The sequence below is a fragment of the Paenibacillus sp. OK076 genome (assembly GCF_900110055.1).
Taxonomy (GTDB): Bacteria; Bacillota; Bacilli; order Paenibacillales; family Paenibacillaceae; genus Paenibacillus.
The window spans coordinates 2,795,060-2,813,326 of record NZ_FOCH01000001.1 but is presented as its reverse complement, the minus strand read 5'-3'; the positions used below and the strand labels follow the sequence as shown (position 1 = coordinate 2,813,326).

The following is an 18,267-nucleotide window of genomic DNA, read 5'->3' as shown; positions in this document are numbered from 1 at the left end:
ATACATGTTTAATCCTGTCATTGATGTTCACCACCATATCATCTCTAAAGAAATGCAACGAAAGCAGCGGGAGCTGGGAATGGAGATTCCAAGTTTTATGCCGAAGTGGACGCCCGAGATCGGGATGCAAAAAATGGATGTATGTGACATCTCGTTTTCATTCCTTTCAGCCCCGTCAGACCTGACGATCATCGACCAATCTTCTGCCAATGCGTTGGCACGTAAAATGAATGAAGAGCTCGCATCGTATGCTCAACTTCATCCTGAACGGTATGGTGCGTTTGCAACACTTCCACTACCGAATCCCGAAGCGGCCATGGAAGAAACCTTGTATGCATTTGATGTTCTCGGGATGGATGGAGTTGCAATGCTGACAAGTTATCAGGGGAAATATTTAAGCCATCCGGATTACACCGAATTGTTAACCGAATTAGATCGGCGCAGTGCTGTTGTGTTTCTGCACCCCATCCTCATACCGCAAAAAATCGCTGGGCTTAGTCCTGCACTGCTTGAGGGCACCTTCGATACGACGCGGGCCGTCACTACGATGGCTGTTCATCGCATTTTTGACCAATATCCATCCATTACATTCATTCTTCCCCATACAGGGGGCATGGTTCCGTATATCAAATGGAGAATTGCGCTTGCCGCCATTGGGCAAGATTCGATTCAGGTTGAAACAACGCCGGAACAATTTCAAGCCGAAATAGCCAAACTGGACCACCTTTACTATGATTCCACGTTGAACCTCGGCACAATCCAAAAGTTGATTGCGCCTGATCGGATTTTGTTCGGAGCGGACATACCATGGCCAGCGGACAGCGTCCTTCGTATACAGCGGGAGTCGGTATTCCATGAAGCACAGCAGATCAGCGAAGAAAACGCGAAGATGATCGCTTATGGCAATGCCTTTCGTCTATTTCCCCGCATTTCTAAGCTTTTTGATATAGAGAAAAAGTTAATTTAAAGTGACAGGAAACGATTAACCAATAATATAAAGAAAGCAGCGGATCAAAGTGATCGGCTGCTTTTATTCAGCTATTATTTTAAGTGGCGATTTAGATCTATATGAACGTGTTGGGTTTCCAGGAAACTTTTTATCAGTTAAGTTTGGATCACTTTCAAAATCTCCTAATGGTTCTACAATGTAGATTCTTTCTTTTGCATTGAATCTTGCCAATTCAGCACCCCATTTGGCAGCATTTAATGTTGCAGTAAAGTATATATAGTTAGAATTTTTTTCTTGGTAATTTGATAAGAATTGGTGTTCTAATAAATCACCAATTTGCAGTTCTGCTTTTGTACCATGAAAAAAAGGACCTTGATCTATGATCACTTTTTTGTCATCCATACTGATGTGGAAGATGGGCATCCGAACCATTAGAGCCTGGCGAATACGCCTCTTTCTAAATTAAGAAGTAAGTGGGGTGGTTAATGGAGAGGTCATCTGGAGAGTCGCAAATGGGCTCGACAATTCGCCGGTAACCGTCAACTCGCACAGTACTCAAAAGGATATCGGAAACGGAATGACCCTGCCTAGGGATTTCACAGAGGCTTGGGAGATCGAAGTGGTTATCCTCGATATCTGCACAGAAGTATGCAGAAGAGCCCGCAAAAAGGGGCTGATGGGTAGTATCGTATCCGTGAATGTGTCTGGAGCGGATTTTGACCACCCAACGGGTTTTAACAGGCAGGTTAAACTGTCTGATCCTACAAACATAACTGTTGATGTGTGCAAGATAGCCAAACGCATATTTCATCAACACTGGGACGGGCAACCTGTACGCCGTGTAGGCGTATCCCTTTCTCAATTATCCAACGCGGATACATTTCAACTATCGTTTTTGATGATCAGGAGCAAAAACGAGCCATTGATCAGGTGATGGACGACATTAAGGATCGATTTGGCGATATTGCCATTCTACGAGCGAGCTCCATTACGGCTGCCGGTCAAGCGATAGATAGAGCATCTAAAATTAGGGGGCATTACAAATGAGCAAAAAACTGGAGGCCAATGGATTAAGGGAATCGAGCCGCATGATGCTTGCACAACATAAAGAACGAATTATACAGCATCGTACTTGAGTTCACTATCAAGCGAAACCTCTGATCCATGAAGATGAGTGACTGAGTTTAACAATAAATTATTCCGTAAGAGGTTTACTTTCATAAAATGACACTATTGTGGAGCAAAGTGAAAGTAGATGTAACCTTAATGCTAACTGAACATATAAACGTTGATATTACTGATATGCCCAGATCACCACATTAAATTATCTCTATGGGGGGATTAAAATGAGTAAAACGAATGAAGAGTTTATTAAACAACAGCGAGTTGGCGACCTCCCGAAAGTGAAACTCATGGCTCCTTCGTTAGATGGTGGTCCTGATCGCGAAGTGACCGTTGTTTACCAGCGTACGGGGCATATATTTGAACAGAACAGCTATGATATCGTAGGAGCATATGTACAAAATCCTACGTAATATTAATATGTAAGTTTTGTTGACCAAGCTATGAAGCTACAGTACTTTTATATAGTGTTACACATCATATACGGACATCCACAAAAAGAGAGTGTGGGAGGTCCTTTTTTTTGTGGCAGAAAATGATTGTGGCGGTGAGGCAAGTGGGATCCTATTTTCATATATTTTGTCCCGAAGGAGTGACCAGTAAATACAGACTGATTGTTTACGATTCTAAGAAGGAGCCCTTTATTCCGTTGACCGAGTATGATCGCGATCAGATAAAGCGAATAAATGAGAGTTCAATTTTAGCATATCTAAACACCTTAAGACGTTCTTCTATTGGATTGAAAAGAAAAGCAGCTATAAGGGGGGCAATCGTTCAATGGGATGGTGAACCCAAAGGCGTTAAGGAAGCCGTAAGACAATATTTAATTAAAGAGATACATTGTAAAGTTCGAGGCAGAGAAAATCATGGAGGTATTCACATGACGAGTAAAAGTTCAAAAACTGTCAAGGGACAAGAACTTGTACCAATTACCGGAATGGACAAGAACATAGTCCGATTTTCGATTAGATGTATATCTAAACATTGATGACGTATATTTAATACTTCATTAAGTACCATAATGGGTTGGTTAGGTAGTAATAAAGTCGAAATACCGACTGAAACGAGCTGTTGAGGACAAGTACTTGTACTGATTGCCGAATTACACAAGAATATAATCCCATTTCCGATTAGGTGAATATCTAAGTGTGAGTGAGTAGTGAGTCTCTTTTAAAGACTAACAGGCAAATGGTTGGATTAAGATCAACGCTACGAAGTATTTCCACTGGAACTGTAATCCCATTTGGAATGGATAAAACAAGCTCGGTTAATAAGCACTTTAATAATGAAAAGGTGTCGAAATTTATAGAGGTCATTAAGCTCGGAAAGATGCCATGCTACGATCTCGTTATTATATAAATCCTAAATGAAAGAAAGATATACCAACGTTTTCTAGTATGTATACAGGGTGATGTCTGGTAACCGCCTAGAAGACAAATGCTTCTTTATTTACACAGTTACTCAAGATACACGAGTCTCACATATTTCACAATACTTCTACACATGGCTTTGGCAGTTTGAAATGGCTAGGAGGTGACTGATTTAAGATAGGAAATCAACTTATACTTGGTGGTGACAAGATTTTTAGCTAATTCACTTAACAATGATGATTTTTTTGTCTGGAATCCGTATAAAATCTTATATTTTGCTTTAAAGCAAAAAAATGTAACAAAAAAGAAGGAATTTCAACTATTTAGTAGAATTATATTCAATATATTATAAAAAATTCCAGAGAGGCTGGTGTGATATGGATAGTGCTGTACTTACGTATGATCCCTTACATCCGGACACTTTAGAGAATCCTTATCCAATCTACAAAAAATTAAGGGAAACCACGCCAATATTTTGGCATGAGAGAATGAAATCTTGGGTCTTGACTCGGCATGATGACTGCATGAAGGTTTTACAAGATTCTGATTTGTTTGCATTAGATATGAGAAGAGTTGGAGTGGAAATTTCAGATGTTCGAAAAAATTTACAGTCATTAGACCCTCCGGAAAATGGACCTTTAAGAGCTCTAATGATGAAGGCTTTCAAGTCGCAAGATATTGAGAATATTAGGGCGAAAATACGTACTTCTATAAATAGTACCTTTCAAAAGCAGGAAACGTATAAGGAATTTGATTGGATGAAAGAGGTGTCTGCTCCTCTTGCTTTAAGCTTGACTTCTATATTACTAGGAGTGGAAGAACCAGAATTGGAACTATACATGGAGATTTCTGATGCTATTGCATACCAAATGGATTCAGGATTGTCCCCTGAAAATTTTGAGCCTGGAGAACAAGCAAGAAAAAAATTAAACGAGCTAGTTGATTTATGGTTTGAGTCAAACGCTACGACCGGTATACTGCCGTATATTAGAGCGAACAGCGAAAAAGCCAATGTGCCAAGTTACTATATTAGAAATACAACCGGTACTATGTTTAATGCTAGCTTCGGTACTTTATATGCTACGTTTGGTAATGTGGTACTCGCTTTAATAAACAATCCTGAAATTCTTCAAAGTTTCAAAGACGAATCATTATTTTCATCTGGAATTGATGAGTTAGTAAGGTTTGATGGCCCAGCACAGGGGACGAGTCGATTTGCTACAAGAGACACTGTAATTAGGGGCACAGCAATAAAAAAGGGAGATATTGTACTAACTTTATTGGCTGCAGCGAATCGAGACCCCCTTGCATTTCCAGAACCAGATAAGATTATTTTAAATAGAACAAATAATAAGCACTTAGGGTTTGGTTGGGGCCCTCATACTTGCGTAGGCACTTTATTTGGGAAGTTGGCAATAGGCGAATTAATCCATTCTCTGCTTTCTGAATCAAGATGTCTTGAGTTAGTTCGTACTCCTACAAGAAGGAATACAGCAACGGTTAGGTGCATCGACGAACTCCCAGTGTTATTTAGTAACATTTAATTATTTTGATTCATACAATCTTTCTACTTGAAGGAGGTGATATCTATGATCTATACACATTAAGAGTGTTTGAGTATTACTTCAAACGGAGGTGAATACTATGATCTACACGCACTAATAATTCTCAATAGTAATACTTCTATGGAGGTGATTACTATGATTTACACGCATTAATTTAACATAACAAAAATGAGCCAGAGTCAGACAGTACATAATTATGTTAGTCTGGCTCTGAATATTTTGTTTTAAAAATATAAACAGGAGTGATTAATAGATGAAATTAAATAGCTTTGATGACTGGTCTCCTTTAAAGGAGATAATTGTTGGAACAGCCCAAAACTACATATCGCATGAAAGAGATCTATCGTTTGATATATTCTTTCATGAAAACCTTTTTAAATCGGACTGGGCATATCCCCGTTTAAATAAGTCGTCCAAAGAGGTGAATGATCTCAACTGGCAAATCAAACAAAAGTATGTTGAGGAACTCAATGAAGACGTGGAAGATCTTGTGAATTTACTAAAAAAATTCGATGTAACTGTTCATCGACCTATGATTTTACCGTTTAATCCACAAAATATCAAAGGACTTGGGTGGGAAAGTGCACCAGTACCAGCTCTAAACGTTCGTGATAACACTTTAATTTTGGGAGATGAAATCATTGAAACTCCTCCAGCTATTAGATCTAGGTATTTAGAAACTAGATTGTTAGCTCCAATATTTATGAAGTACTTTGAAGCCGGCGCGACTTGGACCACCATGCCTAGACCAATTTTAACAGACATGTCTTTTGATCTTTCCTATGCACGTGATTTAGAGACTACATTAGGTGGGCCTACTGAACCTATTGAAGATCCCGAAAGTTCTCCTTATGATGTGGGATTTGAGATGATGCTCGATGGTGCGCAGTGTTTAAGATTAGGTAAAGATATTATCGTTAATATTGCAAACCAAAATCATAAATTAGCCTGTGACTGGCTTGAAAGACATGTCGAGAACCGTTATAGAATTCACAGAGTTTATCGGATGAGTGATAACCATATTGATAGTATGTTGTTAGCACTTAGACCAGGAGTTTTTCTAGCTAGACATAAAGATCTAAAAGATTTACTTCCTGAACCGTTTAAAAAATGGAAAATGATAGTACCTCCAGAACCAAGCGCAACCAACTTTCCTACTTATGATGATGGCGATTTATTATTAACAAGTCCCTATATAGATTTGAATGTTCTATCAGTTAATCCAGAAACTGTACTAGTGAATGAGGTATGTGTTGATTTAATAAAGACACTTGAAAAAGAAGGATTTACAGTTGTCCCGGTAAAACATCGTCACCGTAGACTTTTTGGAGGAGGGTTCCACTGTTTTACTCTTGATACAGTAAGGGACGGTGGGCTGGAGGACTACACAATATGAAAATAATAATCGGAAATCATATTGAACATTCAATACTAAAATTGAGCAACGATGATCGCATCTTTTCGCAACGAGTTATTTGGTTTGCTGAAGATGGAGATTTAATCATTCTACCTTCTAAACCAGACATGCAATTCCTACAGCATGTTACATCTCTAACTGGGGTGGATGCAAACAGCCTTAAGTTTTTCGTTACGTCTAATAACAAATCCAATGAAAAACATTTTGATCCCCAGGCTTTATATGAGGAACAATTTATAAACAGCATTCGAAAAGAAATAAATAATGTAACTCAGGTATTACCAATGTGGCCATCACCTGCTATTGCACACTTTGTAGAGAAACTTAGCTTATCAGATAAATTACAAGGCGCATCCTTTTTCTTACAAAATGGAGTTGAACTGGTTAATAACAAAGCTTATTTTAGGGTATTTGCTACGGCAGCAGGCGCACCTATTGCAGATGGAAGGGTTTGCCACTCAATTGAAGAAGCTGAACTAGCAATACGAAATCTATTGTCAATTAATGATGCGGTAATGATTAAACAGGCACACAATGGAGCAGGAGCGGGGAATGAGTTGCTTATAAGAGATAAAAGTCTGGGAGTAGGTCATGTAGGGGCAGTTCATATGCATGTACTGAGTACAGCTAATGACCCTATTAAAAGTTATTTAGACTCGCGTTGGAACTGGGCTTCTGCAAATGGAAAGAGGCCTGTTATTATAGAAGAGTTCATTCCAGATGCAAAAACAATATATGCTGAATTTTTTGCTAACGATGAAGGTGTTTATTTTACGGGTTCAGGACGTTTAGGATATACTAATCAAAGGCTTGTTACAGAAATAGCTCCTTTAAGAGGTATCTCAAAGGAAGTAGAAACAAAATTAACAACTTATGGTGAATCACTTGCCAAGTTCTATCAATCCATTGGATATCGTGGTTATTTGTCTGCTGATGCAGTTATAGAAAAAGATGATAACATAGTATTCACTGAGGTAAACTCTCGCGTAGGCGGTTCTCTGCATGTTTATGATTCAATAGCTAATAAAGTAGTTAAAGCTAAAGAAGAGCCAGAAAGAACTGTAGTTCAATATCACTCCCCACTCAATTGGACACCTGTTGCTTTTGAAACTTTTCACCAATTTTTAGAAGACAATAATCTACTTTATGACTCTTCAAAACGTAAAGGAATTTTAATATCCTTACCGATTCTACTTGAGGTAGGTGGATACGTGAGTTTTTGTATTGTTTATGAAAATGAACAAGAAGAGAAGCAATATTACAGTTTATTGGATAATCATTTTAGCACAAAAAAACTCTATCTTTGAGATCTAACTAGCAAATGATTGTTATTGGAATACTAATTTAAAATATTGGTCAACTACACATCGTAGCCCTCTTAGGGTTCTTTGTGTTTTCAGAGGTTCATAAAAACCTAATAAAATTATGGTATGATTGCCTCACCTAGATTTGTGATGCAGTCATACCATAATGACTAAAGTGAACTGTCCTATTACTGAGTAAGATCCGAAGAACTTGCCTCAACCTTTTCAATTTTAGAATTATCATAAACTTTATAAAGTCTTATATATACGAGAGCACTCAAAGCAGCAAGAATTAGTATTGTACTGAATATCCCAATAGGGGATATCCATTCAGACATAAATACAGTTACAGGGGCTAAAAACCTACCAATTGTGAACTGCAATCGTGATGCTCCCATATATTTCCCTCTTGCATTTTCGGGTGCATAGTCAGCTATAAAATTATCAATGACAGGTGCTCTAACAATCTCACCGAAAGTAAAAACAATTGTAAGTAAAAATAGAATCCAAATGTTTGTGGTAAAACCTAATAAAAATGTTCCTACACCAGCGAGAACAGCTGAAAGTATAAAAACATTTTTATCACTCCACTTCGATAACCACTTCGTTACAGGGAGGACAAAGAATACAAATAAGAGTCCATTCAAACCCAGCATCCAACCTAATATTTCACTACTATTGAGCGATAAGTTAAAGTTATTCCAATTAAACAGATCTTGAGCTGGAACATAATCATTCACATAAATCGCTAAATATAAATCTAATTGCATTGTAATTATGACTCCAAGTACTCCACCAAAGAGATATAATAAGAATGGTTTATCACGAAAAATTGTTCCATAACCGCTCCATTCTTCTTTGAATGCAGCTTTGAAAGTAGTTTTTTCTAATCTTTTCAGTTCGTGGTTTGGCATGGATTCGTATACTTTTAAATAAATTGCAAGTGCATATAATAACATTACAATAGCACATGTCCACAGTAATTCACTTCGATAATTGAAGAAGAAAAATGCCCCAAGTGCTGGCCCAAGTACTGCTCCTATATTTTTAGCGGTAATAAACGTTGCAAAAACCTGTCTTCTTTCTTGAGGAGGAGTTAAATCAGCGACCATTGCATCACTCGCCGGGCCATAAACAGCGCCCCCTAGACCTATCCCTATAAAAGATATGTAACTTATCCAATCATTACCTGTAACAGCAAATCCGACAAACATTATGGCTTGGATTGAGGCACCCAATAACATTACAAATCGTCTACCCATTTTATCCGCGAGATATCCTCCTAATATGTTTCCGAAGATTGAGATTAAAGGAGGGACTGTCATCAATAATCCCGCAATGTGATTTCCTAAAGATTGACTGAAGTAAATCGTGATAAAGGGAAAATACATCCAGTAAAGTAAGTTAAATATGGTTTCCGCACTGAGCCGTATCTTTAAGTTTAAATCCCATGACTTTATTTTCATTCAATTACCTCACTTTTTTAATTTTTTTAACTGTCTGGAAAATATCGGTAGATTAAATATAGCCAGAACCCAGAAAAAAATATAGACTTTTTTTTATTTTTTTTCTATAATAATAATGTAAAAACAATATAATACATTTTTATATTCAAATGACCCAAAAAAAGAACAAATGTTCTTTTCTGCGAAAAAATTATTCATGAATCCCACCTAAAGCAAAGCTGACTTGCTCTAATCATCTGGCATGACAAGTCATCTATATTGTGAATTGTTTTGAGACAAAATGTTAACCCTTTGAAGTCGCTAAATTAGCGGCTTTTTATTACATTCGGTACAAGTTTGTATCCCGAGCCAAGCACCTGATAAATTATTATAGTTACGATTTAATCCTAGAAGGATGGTACGATAATGATCAGTCTTAAACGTATGACCGCTTGCTTGGTTTTAGCCGCATTACTATTGGGATCTACAACTGCAGTAGCCGAATCCGAGATGCAGGAGCAGAATGACAAAAATATAGCCACTTTGATGTGGAGGGGAATTCCTGGCAGAAAACATGAACGAGCACTGGGCCAAGCGTCTCTTTCAATGGGGTATCTCTGAAAATATAATTAATGGATATTCCAATTACAGCTCTAAGCCTGATCAAGTAATAACAGAGGCTGAATTCCTCAAGATGTTATACAGAGCAATGAGTATGGCTATTCCAAATGCAAGTGCAAATAGTGCATACCTACCCAGTGAGAGTTGGACAGAAGGTCTCTACAGGGTAGCTAAGCGATATAACCATCCGACAACTGGAGAAAACAACTTTGCGATGAGAATGCAGTCCATTACCAAACTACGTGCTGCCGAAATTATCAGTGCAACTCAAGGGGTTCATTATACTGGCCAATATGCTGTCGCCTATCTGATCGTACATGGATTACCAACAGTGAAGCTAATATTCCAAAGCAGTTTGATGAGGAAGGTACACTTACGAGGGCAGAAGCACTTTAATGGATACGCAAGCTTGCTTTTCATGGAAGACTTAAGATCTATGAAAGACCAAAAGTTTCTACAGATCTCAGTCTTCTTCCTGATCTGATAGACATATCTTCTGAAGTAATTCCTGATTTTAGTACAGAGCCTGTTACTGATGAGGATTTTAATTTGTACATTCTTGGCGATTCTCCAGAACTTAGATTTGGAGATTCGAAAAAATCAATTGATGTACAATTCGGAGAATCTAAAGGAAAGAATATTTTTGATTCTGATACATATCCGTTATTCACTGCACACTTTAACCAGAGTGGAGAGTTAGATGGTTGGAAAACCGACTCATACATGCAATACTCACCTAATACAGCTTCTTCACTACTTACAAAAAAAGGAATTGTATTGGGTGAAAGTACCTTATCAGATATTATAGATCGATATGGGTCATCTGGAGTGAGCGGTCAAGGCATCATAGAGTATTTTTATAAGAAGATGAGCGATGGCACCTATCAGGATATTTCAATCTATGATCCAATCCAAAATATTGAAGTTGTGTATACGATCACGTTTATTGTCGATGATGAAACCCAGGTACTCTATCATATAATGGTAACATCTTTAAAAACTGCTTTAAATTATTGATAGATCTTTGTGTTATTAAATTATCGGAAAATGAAAGAAAGCAGCTGATCAAAGTTGAACTGCACCCCAATTGTTAGACACCATCTAACAATTGGAGGTGCAGTTTTTTTGTCAAAATTTAATTCAGACTTGAAAATAGAAGCTATTCATCAATATTTATCAGGAAATGAAGGGATTAAAAGCATTGCGAAATCCTTAGGAATTAATCATGAAATCCTGCGTATGTGGATCAAGCAATACGAATATCACGGTTTAAAAGCTTTTGAAAAAACCTATACAGCTTACTCTCTAACCTATTAACTAGACGTACTCAACTATATGAACGAAAATGGGACGTCTCCAAATGAAGCTGCGGTCATTTTCAATATCTCTTCTCCAGGGGTTATTCGAAGGTGGCGCAGTCAGTTCAATGAAAATGGGATCGACGCCCTAAAACCAAAGATAAAGGGGCGTCATTGTATGACGGATAAGAATAAAAAAGGACTTCAAAAGCAAGAACCTGCTGAGGGATCGACTGAAGCTCTACAAGCTGAATTAGAACGTTTGCGTATGGAAAACGCCTACTTAAAAAAGTTGAATGCCTTAGTTCAAAACAAGGAAAAATCACCAAACAAGACAAAGCGCAAGTCGTCTATGAATTAAGGCTTGAATTCCCGGTGGTTGCATTATTAGCGTTCGCTGAAGTCCCACGTAGTACCTTCTATTACTGGGTGAAGCAGTTTGACAAGCCCGATCTAGACGCAGACCTGAAACTCCTTATTCAATCCATTTATGAGGAACATCACGGGCGTTATGGATATCGTCGTATCTGTGATGAACTAGTTAATCGTGGACATCGAGTTAACCATAAAAAAGTACTGCGTATCATGAAAGAATTAGGCTTGAAATCAGTGGTGCGTATGAAGAAATATCGTTCCTATAAAGGAACTGTAGGTAAAATTGCACCCAACGTACTGGATCGTAATTTTCTAGCAAAAAAACCAAATGAGAAATGGGTTACGGATATTACAGAGTTCAAGTTGTTTGGAGAAAAGATGTATTTATCACCTGTTCTGGACTTGTATAACGGTGAGATTATTACGTACACAGTAGGGTCTCGCCCTACGTATTCCTTAGTCTCCGAGATGCTAAATAAAGCCTTTAAACGCTTGTCCAACGAGGATAAACTCCTCCTGCATTCGGATCAAGGCTGGCACTACCAGATGAAACAGTATCGACAGGCTTTAAAGGGACAAGCGATTACCCAGAGCATGTCACGCAAAGGGAATTGTTATGATAACGCAGTAATGGAGAACTTCTTTGGCATTATGAAGTCAGAGTTTTTTTATCTTCATGAATTTGAAAGTGTAGATCACTTCAAACAAGAGCTAGCACGATACATGGATTACTACAATCACAAACGCATCAAGTCAAAATTAAAAGGCATGAGTCCGGTACAATACCGGGCTCATGCCCAACAAATTGCATAAAATATTTGTCTAACTTTAAGGGGTCACTTCAAGTGATCGGCTGCTTTTATTCAGCTAACGGGCAGGTTATATCGTTTTAGAAGAGTTCTACTAGTAACTTATAAGTCCAACTCCATTTTTTGTTTTTCGTAGGCTAGCTTCAAATTGCTATTCATTCTTGCCAAACACTCATAGGGTCCCATGGCTTGATTTGATTACCATATTTTCCGGCCAAAAAAACTTTCATGTCTTCCAGCTTAGCAGGCACCTCGTTCCAAATTGGAAGGGGAGGTAACCCTCGTTTGCTTTTCAATAGGATGTCCACTGTAACATACAAGCGTTCTGGCTGAATCCAATGAAGGAAGCGGGAAATATCAATTTGCTTGGTCAGGGACAAGGCATCAATTTCGTCATTGTAATACTTGTTGAACTCGCTGATCAGGTTCAGGAGGTAGTCTCTCTGCTCCTTCACGAAGTCCAGGCCGCAGATGGCGCCATGTCCTGGAATAACGATTTCGGGTTTAATTTCATCAATAATGCGGTCAAGCACTTTAACCCAATTGAGGGTTCCCTCTTCACTGTATGCCGTACACCCGTTAAACACGACATCGCCGGCGAACAGCACTTTTTCTTTTGGCATCCACAGCAGCAAGTCACTGTCAGAGTGGGCCGGAGCAACGTTGTAAATCATGACTTCCGTATCGCCAAGACGGATGTTGATATCGTCCTTTATCTCAATATTTGGGAGCACCCATTCTACGCCTTTCAGGTCGAATCCTTCAAATTCCGCTGCAAAAAACCGCTCGCCCGAAGTAGATTCCGGAGAATCCTTTCCTCTTCTGATGACGCTGTCCATCCAGGCAATATTTTCAGTAAGACGCTCTCTGGACGCTTCCTTGTGCATAATAATGCAAGCATCTTCAAACACTTTGTTTCCCCAGGCATGGTCGCTATTATAGTGCGAGTTCACCACATATGCGGGAGAGCCACCGTTGCTTACTTCCTTAAAAGTCTCCCGCATTTCCCGCGCATGGAACAAATCGAAGAACGTGTCATACACTAGCCCTTCACCCTTGTTGATGAACCCGGCATTGGCCCAACTGATCCCGCGATACGGCGAAATACCGGCAAAGACATCATCTGCGACTTCAAAAAATTTAACGCGAGGTTTTTGAATAATACGTCCATACTTCATAAAAATTCTCCTTCGTGTATATGTTTTTTTTGGTAAGTCATACTGACTATGTCCTCATTATAGAAAATGGAAAACAGAAATGCAAGCATGTACTTGCATGCATTAATTCCATACTGTATGCTACTAACAGAACAACATCACACTACATGGATGGAGGCGCTGCAACATGAAACTAGTAACCTTTCAAACCAATACATCCCAGGAACCTTTGTTTGGGTTTGTAATTAACGAGAGATTTGTCGTGTCTTTTGCTGCAATCATGAAAAAGCAGGGAACATTCGTTGACAGTCTTGAAAGTATGGAAAGCTATCTTCATTATTTGCCGGCAAGTTATGATGCAGCTAAGGAAATGATGCAATATGCTGTCAAACAGTTGCATCAATTCAATGAAAATGAAATCAGCCCGATTGCAGCCGTAAACCTGCTACCGCCGGTTCCGAATCCGGCTGCGCTTATCGATTTCGGGCTGACGCCAAGACATCTGAGAAATGCTGGCGTAAATCTGCTGCAAAGAGAATATACAGGGCCGGAAAGAGAAGAGCTTACAAGTAAAATTTCTGAAAAATTCCAGCAAGATCCGAATAAAGTAACTTTCAGTTATTATAAGTGTAACCATAATGCATTAATTGGCGATGGGGATACGATTCATTGGCCTTCGTACTCATCCTACCTGGATATCGAGCCGGAGCTGGCCTTTGTTACAGGGAAGGGGAACTGTATTGCAGGTTATGTTATTTTTAACGACAGTACTGTCCGCGATGTGCAGTGGCTGGATTTCCAGACGATGACCGGACCGACGCGCTGCAAAGATTTCGATCGCAGCAAAGGAATAGGACCATTTCTGGTAACGCCGGATGAAATCGACAACCCGCTGGCATTGGATGTGGATGTACGCATCGGGGAGAGATTGCACTGGAAGGGAAGCACATCCGAGTATTCTGCACACCCTGCAAAAGTGATAGAGGAGGTTCTCAAAGTTTTCACGCCACTCCCGGGCACGATTATAGGAATGGGGACGATCCCGGATTGCTGCGCAATCGAGACCGAAGAATGGCTGTTGCCCTCTGACCGAATCCAGATTACATTTGATAAATTAGGCACGCTCACGCAATTGGTGCCTGATCATGTCAAGATTACGGAACCAAGCCGCTGGGAAAAAAGAAGCGATTTACCTTAAATAAACGTTTATAAAAATGATGAATCCCTACCCTGCTGCATATACAAAACTTGTAGTAGAATAGGTTTAACATATGCAAAAGGAGAAATACAATGCAAACTTCAGACAGAATCATTGAAGCCGCGACACGGCTCATCAAAAAGAAGGGCTATCGGGGAGTAAGCACCAAAGCCATTGCAACGGAAGCTAAAGTCAATGAATCTACGATTTTCCGGCAATTTGGAAGCAAGCAAGGCATATTGGAAGCCATCATTGAAAGACATTCGGATATTCCGCAATTTGAGAAGTTGTTAAAAGAGGACGCGACCGATAATCCGGAAGTCGATCTGCTGAATGTAAGTCAACAGTACCGATTGTTTTTCCATAAAAATGCGGACATCATTTTGATTGGCATCCGCGACAAAGGAATGTTTCCCGAATTGGACAGAGTGCTGGCCGATCCGCCGGTGAAGCTGCACTCCTTGCTGGTTGAATATTTTGAACGCTTGCAGAAGAAAAAAGTTATAGCCAGACAGGATGAGCGCCTTGCCGCCATGTCTTTTCTCTCGATGTGCTACGGATTTCAGATGAGCGAGCTGATTCACGGGCAATATCAGTCCCAACTCGTCACCGAGGAAGATTTCTACAAGCACAGTGTTTCATTGTTTGTAAAAGGAATTTTGTCTCAGTCATAAGCTTTGTTGATTTATTTAAATATGCGAAAGATTGCTTTTGCTCGACTGGGTACTTGGCTGTTGCCATACCGTGGAACCTCTTCATCTCAGCATTTTTATACTCAATGACGACAGAACGCTATCAACTAGGATGGAACAAATTAATGGCAGTAGGCGCGGGCGGCGGAGCAGTAGAACGTCTAGTCGAATCATTGCAAGATATCGCTCCTGATGTTGCTAACTACATTATCGAGTTTGCATTTGGCGATATTTATTCCGGAGTAGAGACATCACAAGAGCAGGAATGTTTTAACTATTAGTGTCGAGGGACAAGCACATTGTCCCACTTAGGTTCGAGGAATCGCAATGTTGTGACAAAGAACTGACCGACTGGATTCTTAAAGATGAGTAAGAAAGAGATGTAACTGCGGCACTTTCTCCGCTTACGCATTGATTTAAAGTTACTCCAAAGAGAATCCGTTCCCAAAAGTTATACGGGAAATAGGAGTAAGAGCCCACCTAAGTATTAGGTGGGCTCTTTTAGTTATTTTTATTTGAAGAAGGATTTTTCTAAAGAGCAACATAAATGAGGTTGTTTATTTAGTAATTTCGGAGATAAAATTCGATCGGTACTCTCATGGAGAAGATCACCTTGGGATAAGCACTTATGTTCAGTATTATAACTACATATATCTTAAAACAGAAGATTCTATTTTCTGGCACGGGTGCTTGTAGGGGAGAATACCTTGTTGGAGGAGATATATTTCATTATTTTCTGAAGATAAGCACAAAAAAGGCATCTCCTGAAGGAGATGCTTTTTTTGCTTGAGTAAAAACATTGTTAGGGTTGCTACTGGGCATCATTCGTCCTAAATCGAGGAAGTATAAATAAATTACTCTCTTTTTTCATTATCTAATCGCCGACGAAATACCACAGCCGAAACAGCAAATATAATAAAAGATAATGTTGAAGCAGCAGTAACCATCTTCAACACATTTCCTATTGGGGGGTTAAACAACAGAGCAATTGAGATGATTAAAACAGCACCTGTTAAACCCATTCCCAAAATCGAGATCGCTAAAATCTTGTTCATCAAATCACCTCACAGGGGATATTACACCATTTAAAGAGACTGCCCTGAAAATTAAAGAGTTAGGGTATGTAAATGAGTGGGTCTGGGAGAAACTGAACGAGTACAATGGCTAACAATCTCATCGAGTGAATAGTCATATTAACGAATCATAAAATTGTTGAACGAGTTTAAGCGACATTTATTTAGGCTGGAAAGCTTCAACTGCGAGATCGTGCAGCAGATAAGAAGAAGTTTAAAACGATTTATAATAAAAAGCCAGCGCTTAAATGTTGGCTTTTTCTTCATATGTAAAGATAGATAAACTGAATTCGAAATCATTTATTTCTAAGAATAGAGGCGAATGTATGAGCAACCCGAATATAATAACTTTATGTCAATGTACAAAAATGTCGAGGGACAAGAACATATTCCCTAGCACACTGAGATTTGGTTTTACCCCATGTTTCGTTCGATACGCAAAGCAAATAGCCCCCACGAATGGACGGGGCTAAGATTTGAATATTCAATTTACACTCCATAGTTATACGATCCTGCACGTTCTACGATTATATTCCAGTCTTCTTCTTCAAAAAGGAGGTTGTTCTCATCCTCGGGTTCGCCGATCTGTACTTCAAGGAAGACCAACCTGGTTTCAGCGAAAATAGAATAGACGCTCTCCGAGATCATCGCGAACTGAGTGCCCAGAGTCATCTGTGTGACCTGTCCGTTGATAAGCAATTGACCGCTGCCTGCAAGTACCGTCCACGCTCTACATCCTGCCCGGTGCCATTTCAACCCGATATGTTTGCCCGGTAGAACGGTTATGTTTAATGTGGTTACAGTTGTATTTTCATCTTCTACCGAACTCTCAATGACACGATAACTGCCCCAGGTTGCTTCACCATACATCGGTTTTAATGGCAAGTTGCCCAATTGCGCTTTAATTTCATTTGAATTATTTTTGTTGGCAATGAGAATGCCGTCCGGACTTGCGGCAGCGATAATACCTGGCACGCCAATGACTTGGATGGGGTAGGGAAGCTCGTTAATAATATAGGAATCGGAGGAAGAGCCCGAGATTCCACCGTGTCCGATTACATGGGAATCTAACTCTGCGCACAGCGTATCCCAGCTTCCGATATCTTGCCATACTCCCTTATAAGGCAGGACTACGGCCCGCTGTGCCTTTTCTGCAACATGCTTGTCAAAACTGCGTTCAGGCAACGCTTCATACAGGGACGACAATTGATCATAATGAACCGGCAGCCCCATTTTTTTAATATGGGATATCATAAACTCGACGGTGAACGCATACACACCGCAGTTCCATAGTGCCCCACGTTGTAGCAGAGTTTCAGCAATAGTGGCTTCGGGTTTTTCTATAAATTGTGTTATGGGCGCATAAGCATTACGTTCTTCCCCACCCGGCAGGATGTATCCATACTGCTCTGAAGCATGTGTAGGCCTTGTCCCAATTAAAGCGATATCGGCTTGAGAATGTTTCAAGATGTCCGGCAGTAATTGGAAGTTGCTGAAAAAATCTTCACCTGCGAACACATCAGCTGGCGCGATACAGATCACATCGTCATCTTTGGCCATCCGGAAGGATTGCAGATATAACGTCGCTAAGGCCGCCGCAGTAAAAGTGCCTCGTTTATAAGGTTCCCCGATTACTGGTATTTTGCCTTGAGTATGTCGAGCCGTAATATTAGCCTGATCCTGATGTGAAATAATGAGCGTTGAATCCGTTAGGCATGAACTGTCAAGCTGGCGGCATACTCTGCTGATCATGGATTCCCTACCTCCAGCGGGTGATGGAAGTATATCTATGAACAGCTTGGAGCGAAGCTCATTGGATAACGGCCAGAGCCTTTTGCCAGAGCCGCCGCACAGCAGTACGATATGCATGGG

General features: G+C 39.7%; 16 protein-coding genes and 2 pseudogenes. 13 read left to right on the top strand and 5 right to left on the bottom strand.

Going from position 1 to position 18,267, the window contains the following annotated elements:
• The first annotated feature begins 4 nt into the window (after positions 1–4).
• Positions 5–967, top strand: a complete 963-nt coding sequence (locus BMY78_RS12430; protein ID WP_090898781.1) for an amidohydrolase family protein — start codon at positions 5–7, stop codon at positions 965–967.
• Between the two features lie 66 nt (positions 968–1,033).
• On the opposite strand, the pseudogene arr reads toward BMY78_RS12430, so the two are convergent.
• Positions 1,034–1,351 (bottom strand): annotated as a pseudogene (arr, locus tag BMY78_RS12425) (NAD(+)--rifampin ADP-ribosyltransferase); the annotation flags it as partial.
• A 76-nt stretch (positions 1,352–1,427) separates the two neighbouring features.
• Here arr and BMY78_RS12420 point away from each other — a divergent pair.
• From BMY78_RS12420 to BMY78_RS12395, 6 genes are all read left to right on the top strand, one after another.
• The gene (locus BMY78_RS12420; RefSeq protein ID WP_256222076.1) at positions 1,428–1,883 is read left to right on the top strand and encodes a DinB/UmuC family translesion DNA polymerase; all 456 of its coding nucleotides are present in this window, start codon (positions 1,428–1,430) and stop codon (positions 1,881–1,883) included.
• A 412-nt stretch (positions 1,884–2,295) separates the two neighbouring features.
• Positions 2,296–2,484 (top strand): hypothetical protein, encoded by a 189-nt coding sequence (locus BMY78_RS12415; RefSeq protein WP_090898779.1) that lies wholly within the window; start codon positions 2,296–2,298, stop codon positions 2,482–2,484.
• Between the two features lie 110 nt (positions 2,485–2,594).
• Positions 2,595–3,059, top strand: coding sequence for a hypothetical protein (locus tag BMY78_RS32820; RefSeq protein ID WP_177185719.1), 465 nt, complete (start codon positions 2,595–2,597; stop codon positions 3,057–3,059).
• A gap of 759 nt (positions 3,060–3,818) precedes the next feature.
• Positions 3,819–4,985, top strand: a complete 1,167-nt coding sequence (locus tag BMY78_RS12405) for a cytochrome P450 (RefSeq protein ID WP_090898776.1) — start codon at positions 3,819–3,821, stop codon at positions 4,983–4,985.
• A gap of 274 nt (positions 4,986–5,259) precedes the next feature.
• Entirely contained in the window at positions 5,260–6,402 is a 1,143-nt protein-coding gene (locus BMY78_RS12400) for a glycine amidinotransferase (RefSeq protein WP_090898772.1), read from the top strand.
• Entirely contained in the window at positions 6,399–7,730 is a 1,332-nt protein-coding gene (locus tag BMY78_RS12395; RefSeq protein WP_090898768.1) for a preATP grasp domain-containing protein, read from the top strand. Before BMY78_RS12400 ends, BMY78_RS12395 begins: the two co-directional genes overlap by 4 nt.
• A 185-nt stretch (positions 7,731–7,915) precedes the next feature.
• Here BMY78_RS12395 and BMY78_RS12390 read toward each other — a convergent pair whose 3' ends face one another.
• Positions 7,916–9,193, bottom strand: a complete 1,278-nt coding sequence (locus BMY78_RS12390; protein WP_090898764.1) for an MDR family MFS transporter — start codon at positions 9,191–9,193, stop codon at positions 7,916–7,918.
• 553 nt (positions 9,194–9,746) lie between these two features.
• Between BMY78_RS12390 and BMY78_RS12385 the strand changes: the two genes are divergently transcribed.
• From BMY78_RS12385 to BMY78_RS12375, 3 genes and pseudogenes are all read left to right on the top strand, one after another.
• A complete protein-coding gene (locus tag BMY78_RS12385) occupies positions 9,747–10,277 on the top strand; it encodes an S-layer homology domain-containing protein (RefSeq protein WP_090898761.1) in 531 nt (176 codons plus the stop codon).
• 65 nt (positions 10,278–10,342) lie between these two features.
• On the top strand, positions 10,343–10,810 hold the full coding sequence (locus BMY78_RS12380; protein WP_090898759.1) for a hypothetical protein: 468 nt from the start codon (positions 10,343–10,345) through the stop codon (positions 10,808–10,810).
• Positions 10,811–10,918: 108 nt separating this feature from the next.
• Positions 10,919–12,279, top strand: a pseudogene (locus BMY78_RS12375) (IS3 family transposase).
• Positions 12,280–12,430: 151 nt separating this feature from the next.
• On the opposite strand, the gene BMY78_RS12370 reads toward BMY78_RS12375, so the two are convergent.
• Positions 12,431–13,453 carry an MBL fold metallo-hydrolase gene (locus tag BMY78_RS12370; RefSeq protein ID WP_090898756.1) on the bottom strand — a complete coding sequence of 341 codons (1,023 nt, stop codon included), beginning with the start codon at positions 13,451–13,453 and terminating at the stop codon, positions 12,431–12,433.
• Positions 13,454–13,619: 166 nt separating this feature from the next.
• Here BMY78_RS12370 and BMY78_RS12365 point away from each other — a divergent pair, with 166 nt between their 5' ends.
• The 3 genes from BMY78_RS12365 (at position 13,620) to BMY78_RS32815 (ending at position 15,603) form a co-directional block, all read left to right on the top strand.
• Complete coding sequence (locus tag BMY78_RS12365; RefSeq protein WP_090898753.1) at positions 13,620–14,630, top strand: fumarylacetoacetate hydrolase family protein; 1,011 nt, start codon at positions 13,620–13,622, stop codon at positions 14,628–14,630.
• 92 nt (positions 14,631–14,722) lie between these two features.
• Positions 14,723–15,304 carry a TetR/AcrR family transcriptional regulator gene (locus tag BMY78_RS12360; protein WP_090898749.1) on the top strand — a complete coding sequence of 194 codons (582 nt, stop codon included), beginning with the start codon at positions 14,723–14,725 and terminating at the stop codon, positions 15,302–15,304.
• Between the two features lie 143 nt (positions 15,305–15,447).
• A complete protein-coding gene (locus BMY78_RS32815) occupies positions 15,448–15,603 on the top strand; it encodes a hypothetical protein (protein ID WP_177185718.1) in 156 nt (51 codons plus the stop codon).
• A gap of 573 nt (positions 15,604–16,176) precedes the next feature.
• Here the strand turns inward: BMY78_RS32815 and BMY78_RS12355 are convergent.
• Both BMY78_RS12355 and BMY78_RS12350 read right to left on the bottom strand, forming a co-directional pair.
• Complete coding sequence (locus tag BMY78_RS12355) at positions 16,177–16,377, bottom strand: hypothetical protein (protein WP_090898746.1); 201 nt, start codon at positions 16,375–16,377, stop codon at positions 16,177–16,179.
• Between the two features lie 507 nt (positions 16,378–16,884).
• Positions 16,885–18,264 (bottom strand): sugar phosphate nucleotidyltransferase, encoded by a 1,380-nt coding sequence (locus tag BMY78_RS12350; RefSeq protein ID WP_090898740.1) that lies wholly within the window; start codon positions 18,262–18,264, stop codon positions 16,885–16,887.
• Positions 18,265–18,267 lie beyond the last annotated feature (3 nt).